Annotated in this window: 14 protein-coding genes, 1 tRNA gene and 1 riboswitch; of the genes, 12 read left to right on the top strand and 3 right to left on the bottom strand. The window is 72.0% G+C overall.

Annotated features, from left to right (window positions below):
* The first annotated feature begins 103 nt into the window (after positions 1–103).
* The 11 genes from JEK78_RS07905 (at position 104) to JEK78_RS07855 (ending at position 12540) form a co-directional block, all read left to right on the top strand.
* Entirely contained in the window at positions 104–1396 is a 1293-nt protein-coding gene (locus tag JEK78_RS07905) for a cytochrome P450 (protein WP_200263394.1), read from the top strand.
* Between the two features lie 205 nt (positions 1397–1601).
* Positions 1602–2657 (top strand): transglycosylase family protein, encoded by a 1056-nt coding sequence (locus JEK78_RS07900; RefSeq protein WP_200263393.1) that lies wholly within the window; start codon positions 1602–1604, stop codon positions 2655–2657.
* 162 nt (positions 2658–2819) lie between these two features.
* Positions 2820–2986: riboswitch (cyclic di-AMP (ydaO/yuaA leader) on the top strand.
* Between the two features lie 4 nt (positions 2987–2990).
* Complete coding sequence (locus tag JEK78_RS07895; protein WP_200263392.1) at positions 2991–3716, top strand: transglycosylase family protein; 726 nt, start codon at positions 2991–2993, stop codon at positions 3714–3716.
* 214 nt (positions 3717–3930) lie between these two features.
* On the top strand, positions 3931–5220 hold the full coding sequence (gene eno / locus JEK78_RS07890) for a phosphopyruvate hydratase (protein WP_200263391.1): 1290 nt from the start codon (positions 3931–3933) through the stop codon (positions 5218–5220).
* 126 nt (positions 5221–5346) lie between these two features.
* The gene (locus JEK78_RS07885) at positions 5347–5823 is read left to right on the top strand and encodes a septum formation initiator family protein (RefSeq protein ID WP_200263390.1); all 477 of its coding nucleotides are present in this window, start codon (positions 5347–5349) and stop codon (positions 5821–5823) included.
* A gap of 67 nt (positions 5824–5890) precedes the next feature.
* Positions 5891–6436: a DUF501 domain-containing protein gene (locus JEK78_RS07880; RefSeq protein WP_200263389.1), complete on the top strand. Its 546-nt coding sequence runs from the start codon at positions 5891–5893 to the stop codon at positions 6434–6436.
* On the top strand, positions 6433–7386 hold the full coding sequence (locus JEK78_RS07875; RefSeq protein ID WP_200263388.1) for a Ppx/GppA phosphatase family protein: 954 nt from the start codon (positions 6433–6435) through the stop codon (positions 7384–7386). The genes JEK78_RS07880 and JEK78_RS07875 overlap by 4 nt, the downstream gene beginning before the upstream one ends.
* A gap of 420 nt (positions 7387–7806) precedes the next feature.
* Complete coding sequence (locus JEK78_RS07870; protein WP_200263387.1) at positions 7807–9207, top strand: NAD(P)/FAD-dependent oxidoreductase; 1401 nt, start codon at positions 7807–7809, stop codon at positions 9205–9207.
* Between the two features lie 212 nt (positions 9208–9419).
* A complete protein-coding gene (locus JEK78_RS07865) occupies positions 9420–10733 on the top strand; it encodes a cyclopropane-fatty-acyl-phospholipid synthase family protein (RefSeq protein ID WP_200263386.1) in 1314 nt (437 codons plus the stop codon).
* 412 nt (positions 10734–11145) lie between these two features.
* Positions 11146–11232: transfer RNA gene (locus tag JEK78_RS07860), tRNA-Leu, on the top strand.
* Between the two features lie 417 nt (positions 11233–11649).
* Complete coding sequence (locus tag JEK78_RS07855) at positions 11650–12540, top strand: Bax inhibitor-1/YccA family protein (RefSeq protein WP_200263385.1); 891 nt, start codon at positions 11650–11652, stop codon at positions 12538–12540.
* Between the two features lie 78 nt (positions 12541–12618).
* On the opposite strand, the gene JEK78_RS07850 is transcribed toward JEK78_RS07855, so the two are convergent.
* On the bottom strand, positions 12619–12846 hold the full coding sequence (locus JEK78_RS07850; protein ID WP_200263384.1) for a DUF4287 domain-containing protein: 228 nt from the start codon (positions 12844–12846) through the stop codon (positions 12619–12621).
* A gap of 102 nt (positions 12847–12948) precedes the next feature.
* Here JEK78_RS07850 and JEK78_RS07845 point away from each other — a divergent pair, with 102 nt between their 5' ends.
* Positions 12949–13260: a hypothetical protein gene (locus JEK78_RS07845; RefSeq protein ID WP_200263383.1), complete on the top strand. Its 312-nt coding sequence runs from the start codon at positions 12949–12951 to the stop codon at positions 13258–13260.
* Between the two features lie 54 nt (positions 13261–13314).
* Here the strand turns inward: JEK78_RS07845 and JEK78_RS07840 are convergent, their stop codons facing one another.
* Both JEK78_RS07840 and JEK78_RS07835 read right to left on the bottom strand, forming a co-directional pair.
* Entirely contained in the window at positions 13315–14106 is a 792-nt protein-coding gene (locus JEK78_RS07840) for a hypothetical protein (RefSeq protein ID WP_200263382.1), read from the bottom strand.
* A 327-nt stretch (positions 14107–14433) separates the two neighbouring features.
* Positions 14434–15654: an acetyl-CoA C-acetyltransferase gene (locus tag JEK78_RS07835; protein ID WP_200263381.1), complete on the bottom strand. Its 1221-nt coding sequence runs from the start codon at positions 15652–15654 to the stop codon at positions 14434–14436.
* Between the last annotated feature and the right edge of the window lie 49 nt (positions 15655–15703).

The raw sequence follows: 15703 nt of genomic DNA, 5'->3' as shown, positions 1-15703 counted from the left end.
ACGGACCCCGCCGCCCCGCCCGGGCACGGCGCTGGGCGCGTGACCCGTCGCCGAGGTCTCGGGCGGGGAGGGCCGCCACCGGCCCTCCCGATACCGTCGACCCGTGACCGATCAGCACCGGCCCGACTCGCCCGCTCCCTCCCTGTTCTCCCGTGAGTTCGCGGACGACCCCTATCCCGCCTACGCCTGGCTTCGCGAGCACGCGCCCGTGCACCGCGCGCGATTGCCCAGTGGAGTCGAGGCGTGGCTGGTCACCCGGTACGCCGACGCGCGGCGCGCGCTCGCGCACCCGGGGCTGTCCAAGAACCCCGCCCACCACGACGAGCCGGCGCACGCCAAGGGCAAGACCGGCATCCCCGGCGAGCGCAAGGCCGAGCTGACGACGCATCTGCTCAACATCGACCCGCCCGACCACACCCGGCTGCGGCGACTGGTCAGCAAGGCGTTCACCCCTCGCCGCGTCGCCGAGTTCGAGCCCCGCGTGCGGGAACTCGCCGACGGCCTCGTCGACCGGTTCGCGTCCCGGGGCTCGGCCGACCTCATCCACGACTTCGCCTTCCCGCTCCCCATCTACGCCATCTGCGACCTGCTGGGCGTCCCACGCGAGGACCAGGAGGACTTCCGGGACTGGGCGGGCATGATGATCCGGCACGACAAGGGACCCCGGGGCGGGGTCGCGAGGTCGGTGAAGATGATGCGGGGGTACCTGGCCGATCTGATCCACCGCAAGCGGAAGGCGCTGCCCGCCGAGCCCGCCCCCGGTGAGGACCTCCTCTCCGCCCTCATCCGCGCCTCGGACCACGGCGAGCACCTCACCGAGAACGAGGTCGCGGCCATGGCCTTCATCCTGCTCTTCGCCGGATTCGAGACCACCGTCAACCTCATCGGCAACGGCACCTACGCGCTGCTCACCCACCCGGCTCAGCGGGAGCGCCTGCAACGCTCGCTGGCCGTCGGGGACCGCGCGACGCTGGACACCGGCGTCGAGGAACTGCTCCGGTACGACGGGCCGGTGGAGATGGCCACCTGGCGTTTCGCCACCCGCCCGCTCGGCATCGGCGGTCAGGACATCGCCACAGGGGACCCGGTCCTGGTCGTGCTCGCCGCCGCCGACCGGGACCCGGAGCGCTTCGCCGATCCCGACACTCTCGATCTCACCCGTCAGGACAACCCCCACCTCGGGTACGGGCACGGGATCCACTACTGCCTGGGCGCGCCCCTCGCCCGTTCGGAGGGGCGGACCGCGCTCGCCACTCTTCTCACCCGGCTTCCCGACCTCCGCCTGGACGCCGATCCCTCCTCGCTGCGCCGGCGCGGCGGGTTGATCATGCGGGGGCTGCGGACGCTGCCCGTCGCGTTCACCCCCGAGGGCGCGGCGGACCGTGTGGACACGTAGGGGCCGGGCCGCGGTGGCTCGGTCCCCACGGGACGGCACCGCGCCGAACCCCTTTCCCCGGGTGGCCGTCGAACGTCTGTGATCTTCGTGTGATCTGTGCGGCATCGGCTTGTGACATGCGATCACCTGCCGATACGTTCACGGATCAGCGCGGCAGGTCGTGGTCGCCGCGCTGCGAAGCCGCCGTCTCGCGAAAGGTCCGCACATGCTCTCCGGGAACGGTCGTCACCGTCGCCCCAGCCAGGCCTCGGCGCTCGTCGTCGCGGCCGGCGTCACCGGCTCGGCCATCGCCATCCCGCTGTTGGGCGCCTCCGGCGCCGCCGCGGCCGACGGCACGGCCTGGGATCGGGTCGCCGACTGCGAGACCGGCGGCGCGTGGAGCCGGAACGGCGGCAACGGCTACTACGGCGGGCTCCAACTCTCCCAGGACCAATGGGAGAGGTACGGCGGGCTCGACCACGCCTCCAGCGCGGACCAGGCGAGCCGCTCCCGGCAGATCGAGACGGCCGAGAGGATCCTCGCGGCGGAGGGCGTCGCCGCCTGGCCCACTTGCGGCCCGCTCGCCGGGCTGGTGGAGGGGGTCGGCGCGACGATCGACGACCCCGCCGCGCCCGACGGGCCCTCGGTCGGGGCTGGAGGGGCCGCCGGCGCGGTGGAGCGGGCCGAGGAGATCGAGGGCGTCGAAGAGGCCGCCGGGTCGGAGCGGCGAGGCGAGGGGGGCGCGAGGGCCGGTGGTGCTTCGGCCACGCCGTTCGCCGCCGATGCCGGGACCCCTTCGGACCCCGATACGGCGCCGGGGGCGGACGAAGCGGACGCGTCGGACCGTCGGGAGGCATCCCGTGCGGACGTCGGGACGGTCGAGGAGCCCCACGAGGAGCCGGGCGAAGGGGTCGGCGACGAGACGTCCACCCGCCCGGGCGCGGATCCCCGATCGGACGCCGAGACGGCGGACTCGGCTCCCTCCGTGACCGGGCGCGACGGCAAGGACCGCCTCCCTCGGCGGGAGGGCGACGGCACGGGCCGGCACCGCGGGGAGCCGGCCGACGAGAGCGATGGCGGCGAGGCGGCCGGCGAGTACACCGTCCGGTCCGGCGACACCTTGTCGCGGATCGCGGAGGGCCGGGGGACGAGCGGCGGATGGTCCGCGCTCTACTCGGCCAACCGGGCGGTGATCGGCGACGATCCCGACCACATCCTGCCCGGTCAGACCCTGAGGGTGGCGGGCCAAGCGCTGTCGGCGCCAAGCGAGTTCACGCCCTGAATGTTCCTTGATGTCCGAATTCGAGCGCGTGAGACATAGCTCTCAGAAGTTCTGATCGTCTTTGATAATCCCCCGGCCGCGTGTCTACGGTCGGGATCGCTCGCCATCGCGGGCACCGGTGCCGCTACGCCGAATCCTGCCAGCGGCTTCCGGCAACAGTCGTCGCGTCGAGCGCCGTAGGCAGGAGCGGGGGAACCAAGGTAGGCGCCGCACCGGGAAGTCGAGACGGAGCGGCTAGGGGTGAAGCCGCGTCCCGTGAGGGACCCGGCCGGGCAATTCCACCGGCCCGAACCCGACAGCTCACCTCGTAGGCGTCGGTGAGGGGATCCATCCATGCTGTTCTCCGGCAAGGGCAACCACCGTCGTCCGTCCAAGACCGCCCGGGCCATCGCCGTCGTCGGCGTGGCCGGTGTCGCCGCCGCGGCCCCGCTGATGGCGGCCGGCACCGCCTCGGCGGCGACCGCCGCGGAGTGGGACGCCGTCGCGCAGTGCGAGTCCGGCGGCAACTGGTCCATCAACACGGGCAACGGCTACTACGGCGGGCTGCAGTTCGCGGCCTCGACGTGGGCCGCCTACGGCGGCACCCAGTACGCCTCGACCGCCGACCAGGCCAGCAAGGCCCAGCAGATCGAGATCGCCGAGAAGGTTCTGGCGGGTCAGGGCAAGGGCGCCTGGCCGGTCTGCGGCACCGGCCTTTCCGGCGCCGCCTACGACGGTGACACCGCCACCGACACGCAGGCCGCTCCCGCTCCGGCCGAGACGGAGGCCGCTCCCGCTCCGGCCGAGACCCACGAGACCGAGCAGCCCGCCTCCCGCTCGCAGGAGCGCTCCGCGGCCGAGTCCTCCCAGGAGGTCGCGCAGGACACCGTCACCACCCCGACCGGCGACCAGGTCGCCAAGGGCGACGGCGAGTACGAGGTCGTCAAGGGCGACACGCTCAGCGAGATCGCCGCCGAGCACGGTGTCGAAGGCGGCTGGCACAAGCTGTTCGAGCTGAACAACGACATCGTCGACAACGCCGACCTGATCTTCCCGGGTCAGCAGCTGCACCTGAAGTAGGCGGCCCAGGCTCCCCGCCCCCGTCCCGGCTCGCGTCCTCGGCGCGCCGGGACGGGGTTCGCGCGTCGCAGCACCGCCCCGGCACCGGTATCCGGCCGAGCGCGGTCCGATGACCGTCCGGCGTGAAGTCGATCGGCCGGAGGCGGTTAGGCTCGTGCCGCAGCACCTCACGCGCGGTACTGCCATCCGTGTCACATCCAAGAAGGAGATGCTCGTGCCGTCCATCGACGTCGTCGTAGCCCGGGAAATCCTGGACTCCCGAGGCAACCCCACGGTCGAGGTCGAGGTCGGCCTCGACGACGGCAGCACGGGCCGTGCCGCCGTGCCGTCCGGCGCGTCCACCGGCGCCTTCGAGGCCGTCGAGCTGCGGGACGGCGACGCCGGCCGCTACCACGGCAAGGGCGTGGAGAAGGCCGTCCTCGCGGTGATCGAGCAGATCGGCCCCGAGTTGGTCGGCTACGACGCGACCGAGCAGCGTCTGATCGACCAGGCCATGTCCGACCTGGACGCCACCGACAACAAGGCTTCCCTCGGCGCCAACGCCATCCTCGGCGTCTCCCTCGCGGTCGCGCACGCCGCCTCCGAGGCGTCCGACCTGCCGCTCTTCCGCTACCTGGGCGGCCCCAACGCGCACCTGCTGCCGGTGCCGATGATGAACATCCTCAACGGCGGCGCGCACGCCGACTCCAACGTGGACATCCAGGAGTTCATGATCGCCCCGATCGGGGCGGAGTCGTTCTCCGAGGCCCTGCGCTGGGGCACCGAGGTGTACCACACACTGAAGAAGGTCTTGAAGGCCAAGGGCCTGTCGACCGGCCTCGGCGACGAGGGCGGCTTCGCTCCGAACCTGGACTCCAACCGTGCCGCCCTGGACCTCATCATCGAGGCCGTCAAGGAGGCCGGCTACACTCCGGGCGAGCAGATCGCCCTGGCGATGGACGCCGCCGCCTCCGAGTTCCACAAGGACGGCCGGTACGTCTTCGAGGGTCGCGAGCGCACCGCACAGGAGATGATCTCCTACTACGCGGAGCTGGTCGCCGACTATCCGCTGGTGTCCGTCGAGGACCCGCTGGACGAGGAGGACTGGGAGGGCTGGAAGGCCATCACCGCCGAGCTCGGCGACAAGGTCCAGCTGGTCGGTGACGACCTCTTCGTCACCAACCCCGAGCGCCTCCAGCGCGGCATCGACGAGAACGCCGGCAACGCGCTGCTCGTCAAGGTCAACCAGATCGGCTCGCTCACCGAGGCCTTCGACGCGGTCGAACTGGCGCAGCGCAACGGCTTCAAGTGCATGATGTCGCACCGCTCCGGCGAGACGGAGGACGTCACCATCGCCGACTTGGCCGTCGCCACCAACTGCGGTCAGATCAAGACCGGTGCCCCCGCCCGCTCGGAGCGGGTCGCCAAGTACAACCAGTTGCTGCGCATCGAGGAGATCCTCGACGACGCCGCGGTCTACGCCGGCCGCAGCGCCTTCCCCCGGTTCCGCTCCGCCGGTCTCTGACCGCGGCGGGCCGCCGGCTCCGCGCTGGATCGGCGTCGTCCCTACGTCCTCGCACCCGGTCCCGTACCGTGTGCGGGGACGTGGGCGCGTCCGGTGCGACGCTCCGAGGCGAACGGGAGGCGGGACATGGCCGCGAAGGACCGGGACCGCTTCTCCACCACCGCGCGGATCCGGCTTCTCGGCGAGCGCACCGCGGCCCGGGCCTACCGCTCCCAGAGCAAGCGTCAGGCCCGTCGGTCCCGACTGACCGGTCGGGCCGCGCTGCTCGCTTTGGTGGTCTGCTCCATGGTGGTCGCATTGGCCTACCCGATGCGCCAGTACGTCGCGCAGCGGGCGGAGATCGCCGACCTCCAGGAGGAGAGCCGTCGATCCCGGGACCGGGTCGAGGAGTTGGGCGACCTCGCGGCACGCTGGCAGGACGACGCCTTCGCCGCCCGGGAGATCCGCGCCCGACTGCACTACGTGCGGCCCGGCGAGACCGGCTACGTCATGCGGGACCCCGAGGCGGCCGAGCGGGCGCGCGCGGACCGCGAGGCGTCCGGCCGGCCGTGGTGGCGCACCGTTCTCGACGGCGTGGACCGCGTCGACGCGGCCGGCCGCTGACCCGGAGCCGGAACGCCGGCGACACCGCACCCACCACCGTCGACAGAAAGACGCCCGGAAGACACCCATGGAACACGTTCCGCCGCCCACCCCGCGAACCGAGCCCACGGACGCGGACGTCGAGGCGTTCACGCGGCAACTCGGCCGGCCGCCCCGCGGCCTGCGCGCCATCGCCCACCGTTGCCCCTGTGGACGACCGGACGTGGTGGAGACCGCCCCCCGGTTGCCCGACGGCACCCCCTTCCCGACGCTCTACTACCTCACCTGCCCGCGTGCCAACTCGGCCATCGGCACGCTGGAAGCGGAGGGGGTGATGAAGGAGATGTCCGAGCGGCTCGCCGTCGACCCGGAACTGGCCGAGGCCTACCGGGCCGCCCACGAGGACTACCTTCGGCGCCGCGACGAGATCGAGGAGCTGCGGAACTTCCCGAGCGCCGGCGGCATGCCGGACCGGGTCAAGTGCCTGCACGTCCTGGTCGCCCACTCCCTCGCGGCGGGGCCGGGCGTCAACCCGCTGGGGGACGAGGCACTCGCGATGCTGCCACCGTGGTGGAGCAAGGGCGCCTGCGTCGCCACCCCGGAGGGGGACACGGCGGGGGAGGCCGGCCGATGAGCCGTGTGGCCGCGGTCGACTGCGGTACGAATTCGATCCGGTTGCTGGTCGCCGACGTCGATCCGGCGACCGGGGCGCTGACCGAACTGGACCGGCGCATGACGATCGTCCGACTCGGCGAGGGCGTGGACCGCACAGGCCGGCTCGCACCCGAGGCTCTGAACAGGACTTTCGCGGCCTGCCGCGACTACGCGGCGGCCATTGACGGGCACGGGGCTCGGCGGCTGCGCTTCGTGGCCACCTCGGCTTCCCGGGACGCCGAGAACCGTCGGGAGTTCGTCGACGGTGTCCGCGAGATCCTCGGCGTCGAACCGGAGGTGATCAGCGGCGAACTGGAGGCCGAACTGTCCTTCGCCGGCGCCACCCGCGAGCTGGCGGGCCGTGCCGACCTCCCACGTCCCTTCCTGGTGGTGGACATCGGCGGTGGTTCCACGGAGTTCGTCGTGGGCGACGACCGGGTGGACGCGGCCCGATCCGTCGACATGGGTTGCGTCCGGATGACCGAGCGGCACCTGGTGCGCGACGGACGGGTACTCGACCCGCCCCCGCGCGAGCGGGTCGACGCGATGCGGGCCGACATCGAGGCCGCACTCGACCGGGTCGAGGAGACCGTGTCGCCGGCGAGGGCGCGCACGCTGGTGGGGCTGGCCGGATCGGTGACGACCGTGGCGGCGATGGCCATGGACCTGCCCGCCTACGACCCCGCGGCCATCCATCACGCGCGGGTCTCCCGGGACCGGGTGCGGCAGATCACGGAGTGGCTGCTGGGGTCGACGCACGCGAGCCGAGCCGCCGTCAAGTCCCTGCATCCCGGCCGGGTCGACGTGATCGGGGCGGGTGCCCTCGTGCTGCTGTCGATCATGGAACGCACGGGTGCCGAGGAGGTCGTCGTGAGCGAGAACGACATCCTGGACGGCATCGTGATGAGCGTGGCGGGGGGCGCCGCGTAGCCGTCGGCGGCGCTCTGTCGGCTCGGCGCCGGCGCGCTCGGGGGTGCGCCTCCACCGACTTACCGGCCGGTAGGGCGGGGTTCGGGGGACCGGGTTCGTGAAGTTCTTCACAAGGATTCTGGGGCGTTCGGTCCGCTCGACGGGCCCGATTGACCCTATCGAGGGGTCGTCCACCCGATCAGCATGGTGCGGCGGGCGGTCGGCGAGGTGGTGAGGGCCGAGCCTCGGGCAGGCCCCCCGAGCCCTTGGTGGCGTCGGATGGGCAGCTCACGCGGCATTGACAACGCCGTCGGCGGAGGCTCGGTTCCCCGCGATGACATGATCTTCCTCACGCGAGCCCGGGAGTGTAACACGACCCCTGGTCGAGCTTGTGAAGGGGCGCACGAACCACCCCCCCGATGCGGGTGGATACTCGATCCCATGAGCACCACGGAGCGTCCCAGGATCCTCGTAGTAGGCGGTGGGTACGTAGGCCTGTACGCAGCTCGGCGCATCCTGAAGAAGATGCGCTACGGAGAGGCGACCGTCACGGTCGTCGACCCCCGGTCGTACATGACCTACCAGCCCTTCCTCCCCGAAACCGCCGCCGGCAACATCTCGCCCCGGCACGTCGTCGTCCCCCTCAGGCGCGTGCTCCCCAAGGCGGAGGTGCTCACCGGTCGGGTCACGACCATCGACCAGGAGCGCAAGGTGGCCACCGTCGCCCCGCTTACGGGCGAGGCGTACGAGCTTCCCTTCGACTACCTGGTCGTGGCGATGGGCGCGGTCTCCCGCACCTTCCCGATCCCCGGACTGGCCGAGCAGGGCATCGGCATGAAGGGCGTCGAGGAGGCCATCGGCCTGCGCAACCACGTCCTGGAGCAGCTCGACAAGGCCGACTCGACCACCGACGAGGCGATTCGTCGAAAGGCCCTCACCTTCGTCTTCATCGGGGGTGGCTTCGCCGGCGCGGAGACCATCGGCGAGGTCGAGGACATGGCCCGGGACGCGTCGGCGTATTACACCAACGTCTCCCGCGACGACATGCGCTTCATCCTGGTGGACGCCGCGGACAAGATCCTCCCCGAGGTCGGCCCGAAGCTCGGCGTCTACGGCCGGGAGCACCTGGAGAGTCGGGGTGTCGAGGTCTACCTGTCCACGTCGATGGAGTCCTGCGTCGACGGTCACGTGGTGCTGAAGAACGGCCTGGAGGTCGACGCCCACACCATCGTGTGGACGGCCGGTGTCAAGCCGAACCCGGCCCTGTCCCGCTTCGGCCTGCCACTCGGTCCCCGAGGGCACATCGACTGCGAACCAACGCTCCAGGTCGCGGGCACCGACCACGTCTGGGCCGCCGGCGACAACGCGCAGGTCCCGGACCTCGTGGGCCGCAAGGCCGGCAACGAGAACGCCTGGTGCCCGCCCAACGCCCAGCACGCCCTGCGCCAGGCCAAGGTGCTCGGCGACAACGTGGTCTCCGGCATGCGCGGCTTCCCGCAGAAGGAGTACCGGCACGCCAACAAGGGCGCCGTCGCCGGCCTCGGCCTGCACAAGGGCGTCGCGATGGTCGTCGTGGGCGGCAAGCGGATCAAGCTCAAGGGCCGGCTCGCCTGGTACATGCACCGCGCCTACCACGGCCTGGCGATGCCGACCTGGAACCGCAAGATCCGCGTCTTCGCGGACTGGACGCTCGGCATGTTCCTCAAGCGAGAGGTCGTCTCGCTCGGCGCCGTCGAGTCGCCGCGCGAGGAGTTCTACGAGGCGGCCAAGCCGACTCCGGCAGCGGTGCCGAAGCCCGCGGAGGCCGCGACCGTGAGCGGGGAGGCGGCCAGGGTCTCCTGACCCTCCGTCGACCGCCGGGCCACCGCCGCCGGGCGGCGGCGTCCCAGGGGCCACCCACCGTCCGTGGTGCGGGTGGCCCTTCGCCGTCTCGACCTCGGCCGACCGGCCCGACTCCCGTGCCGCATAACTCCAATGCGGGACTGCGCGACCGCCCTGCGGGTGTTTACGTGGTGACAGAGCATCCGGGCTCGTGTGTCACGGAGGTGTGCGCCATGGCAGACGCCGCGCAGCGGCTGAGGGACCACGTCGGACAGGTGCTGGGGGCTCCGCTCCCGGTCCGCGTCCGCGCATGGGACGGCTCCGAGGCCGGTCCGCCGGGGGCGCCGGTCATGATCGTCCGCAATCGCCGCGCCCTGCGCCGCCTGCTCTTCAAGCCCGGCGAACTGGGTCTGGCCCGCGCCTGGGTGGCCGGCGACCTCGATGTCGAGGGCGATCTCTACACCGCCCTCGACCTGCTCTCCGGTCTGATCTGGGAGCGAGCGGAGGACGCCCGCACACTCCGACAGGCGCTGCGGGACCCCGAGGCCCGCGCCGCCGTGCGCGGCCTGGTGCGCCTGGGGGGATCGCCGTTGCCCCCGCCCCCTCCCGCGGAGGAGGTCCGGCGGCGTGGAGGCCCCCTGCACACCCGGCGCACCGACCGGCGGGCGATCAGCCACCACTACGACGTCGGGAACGACTTCTACGAGCTGGTCCTCGGCCCGTCCATGGTGTACTCCTGCGCGTACTGGGACGGTCCGACCTCCGGCGAGGACGCTGCCGGGGCCTTGGAGGCGGCCCAGCGGGACAAGCTCGACCTGGTCTGCCGCAAGCTCGGCCTCGGGCCGGGAAGGCGGCTGTTGGACGTCGGATGCGGGTGGGGCTCGATGGCCGTGCGCGCCGCCCGCGAACACGGGGCCGCGGTGGTCGGCGTGACGCTCTCCCAGGAGCAGGCGGCCTACGCTCGTAAACGCGTCGCCGACGAGGGGCTCGCCGACCGTGTCGAGATCCGGGTCCAGGACTACCGGGACATCACGGACGGCCCCTACGACGCGATCTCCTCCATCGGCATGGCCGAGCACGTCGGTGCCGAGCGCTATCTCGACTACGCGCGTGACCTGCACGCGCTGCTGGCACCGGGCGGCAGGCTGTTGAACCACCAGATCGCCCGGCGTCCCCGGAGAGACGAGGGGGCGTACCGGGTGGACGCGTTCATCGACGCCTACGTCTTTCCGGACGGCGAACTGGCACCGCTCGGCGTCACCGTCGCCCAGCTGGAGCGGGCCGGCTTCGAGGTGCGCGACGTGGAGTCGATCCGGGAGCACTACGGACTCACGCTGCGCCGCTGGGTCGCCAATCTGGAGGCGGAGTGGGAGCGGGCGGCGACACTGGCCGGGGCCGGTCGGGCCCGCGTCTGGCGGTTGTACATGGCGGCCTCCGCCCTCGCCTTCGAACGCAACCGCATCGGTGTGAACCAGGTGCTGGCCGTGCGGACCCCGGAGGACGGCGGGTCCGGCCTGTCGCTGCGGGCCCGTGTCTGGACCGGCTGACGGGGTGGGAGGCGGGGCGGTCCTCGCCCCTCCGCTCATCCGCCCCTCTCCTCTCGCACACCCGGGGGCGCGCGAGCGGTCCGGTGGCCCGCCCGGGGGTGCGACGGCTCGACGCGCGTCGCCGGTTCGGGTGCCCGCCGGGAGGGGCAGGCGGACCCGGGCTTCGCGCCGTCCGGCGGGGTACGCGGCGCGATAACAGGTCGGCCGCCCCGGGTGGGCCGGTGAAATTCCGTCATTCGCCACCCGGGCGGTGGTGCCGCACGCAAGGCTATGGGCAGGCGTGGTTGGTCCGCTTGAGTGACTGATGCCCTCTCAGGCGGCAATAAAATAAGACAACATCGGATCAGCGTTCCGCCGTCGGGGCGATACGCCCCCGATATGGTCGGCACCTCTGCGCGGACCCCCGCGACCTGCCCGGATGGTGGAACGCAGACACGGCGAGCTTAAACCTCGCTGCCCCCTCGCGGGCGTGCCGGTTCGAGTCCGGCTCCGGGCACCACCACGCGGCGCCCGCCCCGGGTTACCCGTCCTCGCCCGGGACTTCGACTTCGGCGCGGACTCCGGATGCGTGCCGGCCGGAAATCCCCCCTCGGTGAGGGATCCTCGCACCCTCGCGTTCGTCGTCGTCCGCGCTCGCCGTCACGGGCGAAAGAGGACCGGGTGTCCGGATGGCACCGGTTCGGGTGGGTAACCGGCCTCGTTCGGGTGAGGTGCCTCACAGTCGGCCCGTCACTCCTCGCGGGTGACGACCCCTCGGGTCGTCGGACGACCCCTGCGGTGCGGGGAATCGGGGTACGGCGTAGCGTGTTGGACGGTATCGGGGGGGAAAGATCCTCCCCAGGCACTAGGGTCAACCCTTTGCCGTTCCATTACTCTTTGAGCCAAGGCCTACGCAGTGTGGCCATGGAGGAGTGAAATGAGGAGCAGAAACCCGGTCTTCTCGCGACGGGGGTTCAGCCGCGACAGCGGCTACGCGGGCTTCGGCGCCGCGCCGCAGGCCGGGGGACCCGCCGTCGCCACGCAGGCCGACCCGCAGGCGCCGGTGGCCGGCAACCCGTACGCGCAGAACCCCTACGCCCAGCAGGACGTCCTGCAGGGCGCGCCGCCGCAGGGGCCCGTCGCGGGCCGCATGACGATGGACGACGTCGTCGTCCGCACGGCCTCCACCCTCGGTCTCCTCGTCGTGGCCGCGGCGCTCTCCTGGGCGCTGCTGCCGGTCGACGAGGCCAACCTCGGGCGGTCCTACGGCATCGCCATCGGTGCCGCCCTGATCGGCATGGTCCTGGCGCTGGTCCAGTCCTTCAAGCGCAAGGCGTCGCCGCCGCTCATCCTGGCGTACGCGGCGTTCGAGGGGGTCTTCCTCGGCGTCGTCTCCAACGTCGTCGACACCCACATCGCCAACGGCGCCGCGATGCAGGCGGTGATCGGCACGATGGCGGTCTTCGCGGGTGTGCTGGTGGCCTACCGGGCGGGCTGGATCCGGGTCAACCGTCGGTTCTACGGCTTCGTCATGGCCGCCGCGATGGGCTTCGTCCTGCTGATGGGGGTGAACCTGCTCTTCGCCGTCTTCGGTGGTGGTGACGGGCTGGGCTTCCGCAGCGGCACGCTGGGCATCGTCTTCGGCGTCGTCGGCATCATTCTCGGTGCCTGTTTCCTGGCCTTGGACTTCAAGCAGGTCGAGGACGGCATCGCCTATGGCGCGCCGCGTGAGGAGTCCTGGCTCGCGGCCTTCGGTCTGACCATGACCCTGGTCTGGATCTACCTGGAGTTCCTCCGTCTGATCTCCATCCTCAACAGCAGCGACTGACCTCGTCCCGCGTTCGCGCGGGCAGGTGGAAGGGCCCCGGTCTCCGGGGCCCTTCGTCGTGGTGGGGGTGCCGGGTCGTCAGAGGAGTCTGCGCGCGGCTCTCCTCAGAGCGTGCTCGTGGATGATCGCCTTGGCGTGGCCGTACGCGAGGTCGTGTTCGTGGCGGAGCCAGCTGACCTTCTCCTCGAAGGGGAGGGCCGGCCCCTCCTCGACGGTGCGCAGCCAGTCGGAGATCTGCCGGCCGGTGCGGTGTGGGATGCGGGCGAGCAGATTGCGGTGGGTCTCCTCCGAGAGGACGTGGGACATCGGCGCCTCCGGGCTCCTGGGCTGTAGGCCGGTCCTTGCCGTCACCGTGCCCGAGCGGTCGCCTGTTGGCAACACCCCCACGGGTGAGCGTACGCTCACGCCGTGGTTGATACGACGCCCTTGACCCGAGCGGTGGACCGCTTCGCCGATCGGCTGCGGGCCGCTCCGCAGAGTCGGTTGCAGCGCGGGGCCGCCGCCGAGGCGCTGGAGTTGGCCCGGGAGTTGGCCCGGCGGGCCCAACTGGCCGAGGACCCCGCGCGCGAGCCCCTGCGGATGCCCGACGCCGGCATGTTCGCCGCCGCGGACCAGATCGGGGTGGCCGCCCACGACCTGGCTCTGGTGCTGCGCGGCGACGACGAGGTCGCGGAGGCGGTGCGGTTGGTGGAGGAGGCGCGGAGCAGGGCCGGGGTCTGAGCCCACGCGCGCCGGCGCGGGCCCGGAGGCCGATCGGCGTGCGAAGCACGCCCTCTAGCGCGACGCGACGACCCTGTCGGCCAAGAGGTACACGTGCTCCGTCCGGCAGGCGAAGGTCAGGGCGTAGGCGCCGGAGATGCCCGAGCCGCCGAGCAACGTCGGTCGGTCTCCTTCCCGCAGCGCCGCGGAGAGGCGTTCCGCCGTCTCGCGGTGGCCGGGGGTGAGGCACAGGGTGGTGCCGTCGGCGAACACGTAGACGTCGAGGGTGCCCAGTGGGCCGGGGCGGACATCGGCGAGCTCCACCCGGTCGGCGGCGAGTTCCGTCAGCACCGCGCCGGTGGTCTGCGGGTCCTCGGCACCCGACACCCGGTGGGGGACGAAGTCGGGGTGGGAGGGGTGCCGACGTCGGGCCGCGGCAAGGTCGGCCGAGTCCCCGACCGCCCCGGTCGGCTCGTCGCTCTCCCATGCCGGCTCTGCGACGGACTCCAGGCCGTCCAGGTCGGTCGGGCCGCACGGGCCGGCTTCGGCCTCGGCCAGTCCGAGCAGCAGGCGGGTGTCGCCGTCCCGGGTCTCCCGGGCGGCCCAGAAAGCGCGTGCCTCGGCCAGCTCCCGTTCGCGTTCCTCGGCCAGCGCCTCGGTGATCGCGGCGCGTATCTCCTCCGCCTCGGGGGTGGTGCGGGCCGCCGGGACGCGCCGCGCGGCGGCGACGTCGACCCGGTGGGCGAGGAGGTCCGCGTGCAGGGCCGCGACCTGCCTGCGCAGTACGAGGACGCCGCGCAGGACGGCGACGCCCACCGCGCCTGTGGCGGCCGTGGTGAGCAGCAGGGCGATCGATGTGGCGCTCACGACGTACTCCCGATTGCAGGTCGAGCCCGACTTCTCCCCTCAGCTTGACGGGTCCACTGACCCGCTGTCAGTGCGGGGCGTCCCCCATCGGCCTCGATCGCGGCGCCTGGACGCCTGGATCAAGCTCCTGACCTGCGCAGTCATCCCGTTGAGGGAGATTTGTCACATCCCGGAGGAGACCAGGTCACGAAATGGCCCGGACCTCGGACGTTCCCGCTCCGGGCGGCGCCCCGCCTCGCCGCGTGGCGGGGCGGTGACGTGGAGTGTCGTCGGCCCCTCGCCCTCACGCCGGCTCGCGGGCACCCCGTCCGAGGTCTCGCCCGGGCGTCAGTCGAGGCGTTCGACGATCATGGCCATCCCCTGGCCCCCGCCGACGCACATCGTCTCCAGGCCGAACTGCTTGTCGTGCCACCGCAGGGAGTTGATCAGTGTGCCGGTGATCCGCGCGCCGGTCATGCCGAAGGGGTGTCCCACCGCGATGGCACCGCCGTTGACGTTCAGCTTGTCCAACGGGATGCCGAGGTCTCGGTAGGAGGGGATGACCTGGGCGGCGAAGGCTTCGTTGATCTCGACGAGGTCGATGTCGTCGATGGTGAGCCCGGCGCGGCGCAGGGCCTGTCGGGAGGCCTCGACCGGCCCCAGTCCCATGATCTCGGGGGACAGGCCGGAGACGCCCGTGGACACGATCCGGGCCAGTGGCGTGATGCCCAGTTCGCGGGCCTTGACGTCACTCATGATCACCAGGGCGGCGGCTCCGTCGTTGAGCGGGCAGCAGTTGCCCGCGGTGACCAGGCCGTCGGGGCGGAAGACCGGCTTCAGGCCCGACACGCCCTCCAGGGTGACCCCGGCCCGGGGCCCGTCGTCCGCGGACACGACGCTACCGTCGGGCAGCGTGACGGGGGTGATCTCGCGCTCCCAGAAGCCGTCGGCGATGGCCTGTTCGGCGAGATTCTGCGAGCGGACGCCGAACTCGTCCATCTCCTGACGCGTGATGCCCCGGGACCGGGCGAGGTTCTCGGCGGTCTGACCCATCGCGATGTACGGATCCGGGGTCAGCCCGTCCTCGCGCGGGTCGTGCCAATCGGTGCCCTCCAGCGTGGCGACCTCGGCCGTGCGGGCCTCCGCGTCGGCGAACAGGGGGTTGTGCGTGTCGGGCAGGCTGTCGGAATTGCCCTTGGCGAACCGGGAGACCGTCTCGACGCCGGCGGAGACGAAGACGTCGCCCTCTCCGGCCTTGATCGCGTGCAGCGCCATCCGGCTGGTCTGGAGCGAGGAGGAGCAGTACCGGGTGATCGTGCAGCCCGGCAGGTGGTCCATGCCCATCTGCACGGCCACGATCCGGCCGAGGTTGTTGCCCTGTTCACCGCCGGGCAGGCCGCAGCCGAGCATCAGGTCGTCGATGTCCTCCGGCGGCAGCTCGGGCACCTTGGCGAGCGCGGCCCGCACGATCTCGACGGTGAGGTCGTCCGGACGGAGGTCCTTCAAGGAGCCCTTGAAAGCGCGGCCGATGGGGGAACGGGCGGCTGAGACGATCACGGCTTCGGGCATCACGGCTCCATGGCGGGGTGCGAGGGTCGGGCGCGTCCGTTGGGAAGTT

The sequence above is a fragment of the Streptomyces sp. HSG2 genome, assembly GCF_016598575.1.
Taxonomy (GTDB): Bacteria; Actinomycetota; Actinomycetes; order Streptomycetales; family Streptomycetaceae; genus Streptomyces.
Note: the sequence above shows the minus strand (reverse complement) of the source record. Positions and strands in the feature narration are given on the sequence as shown.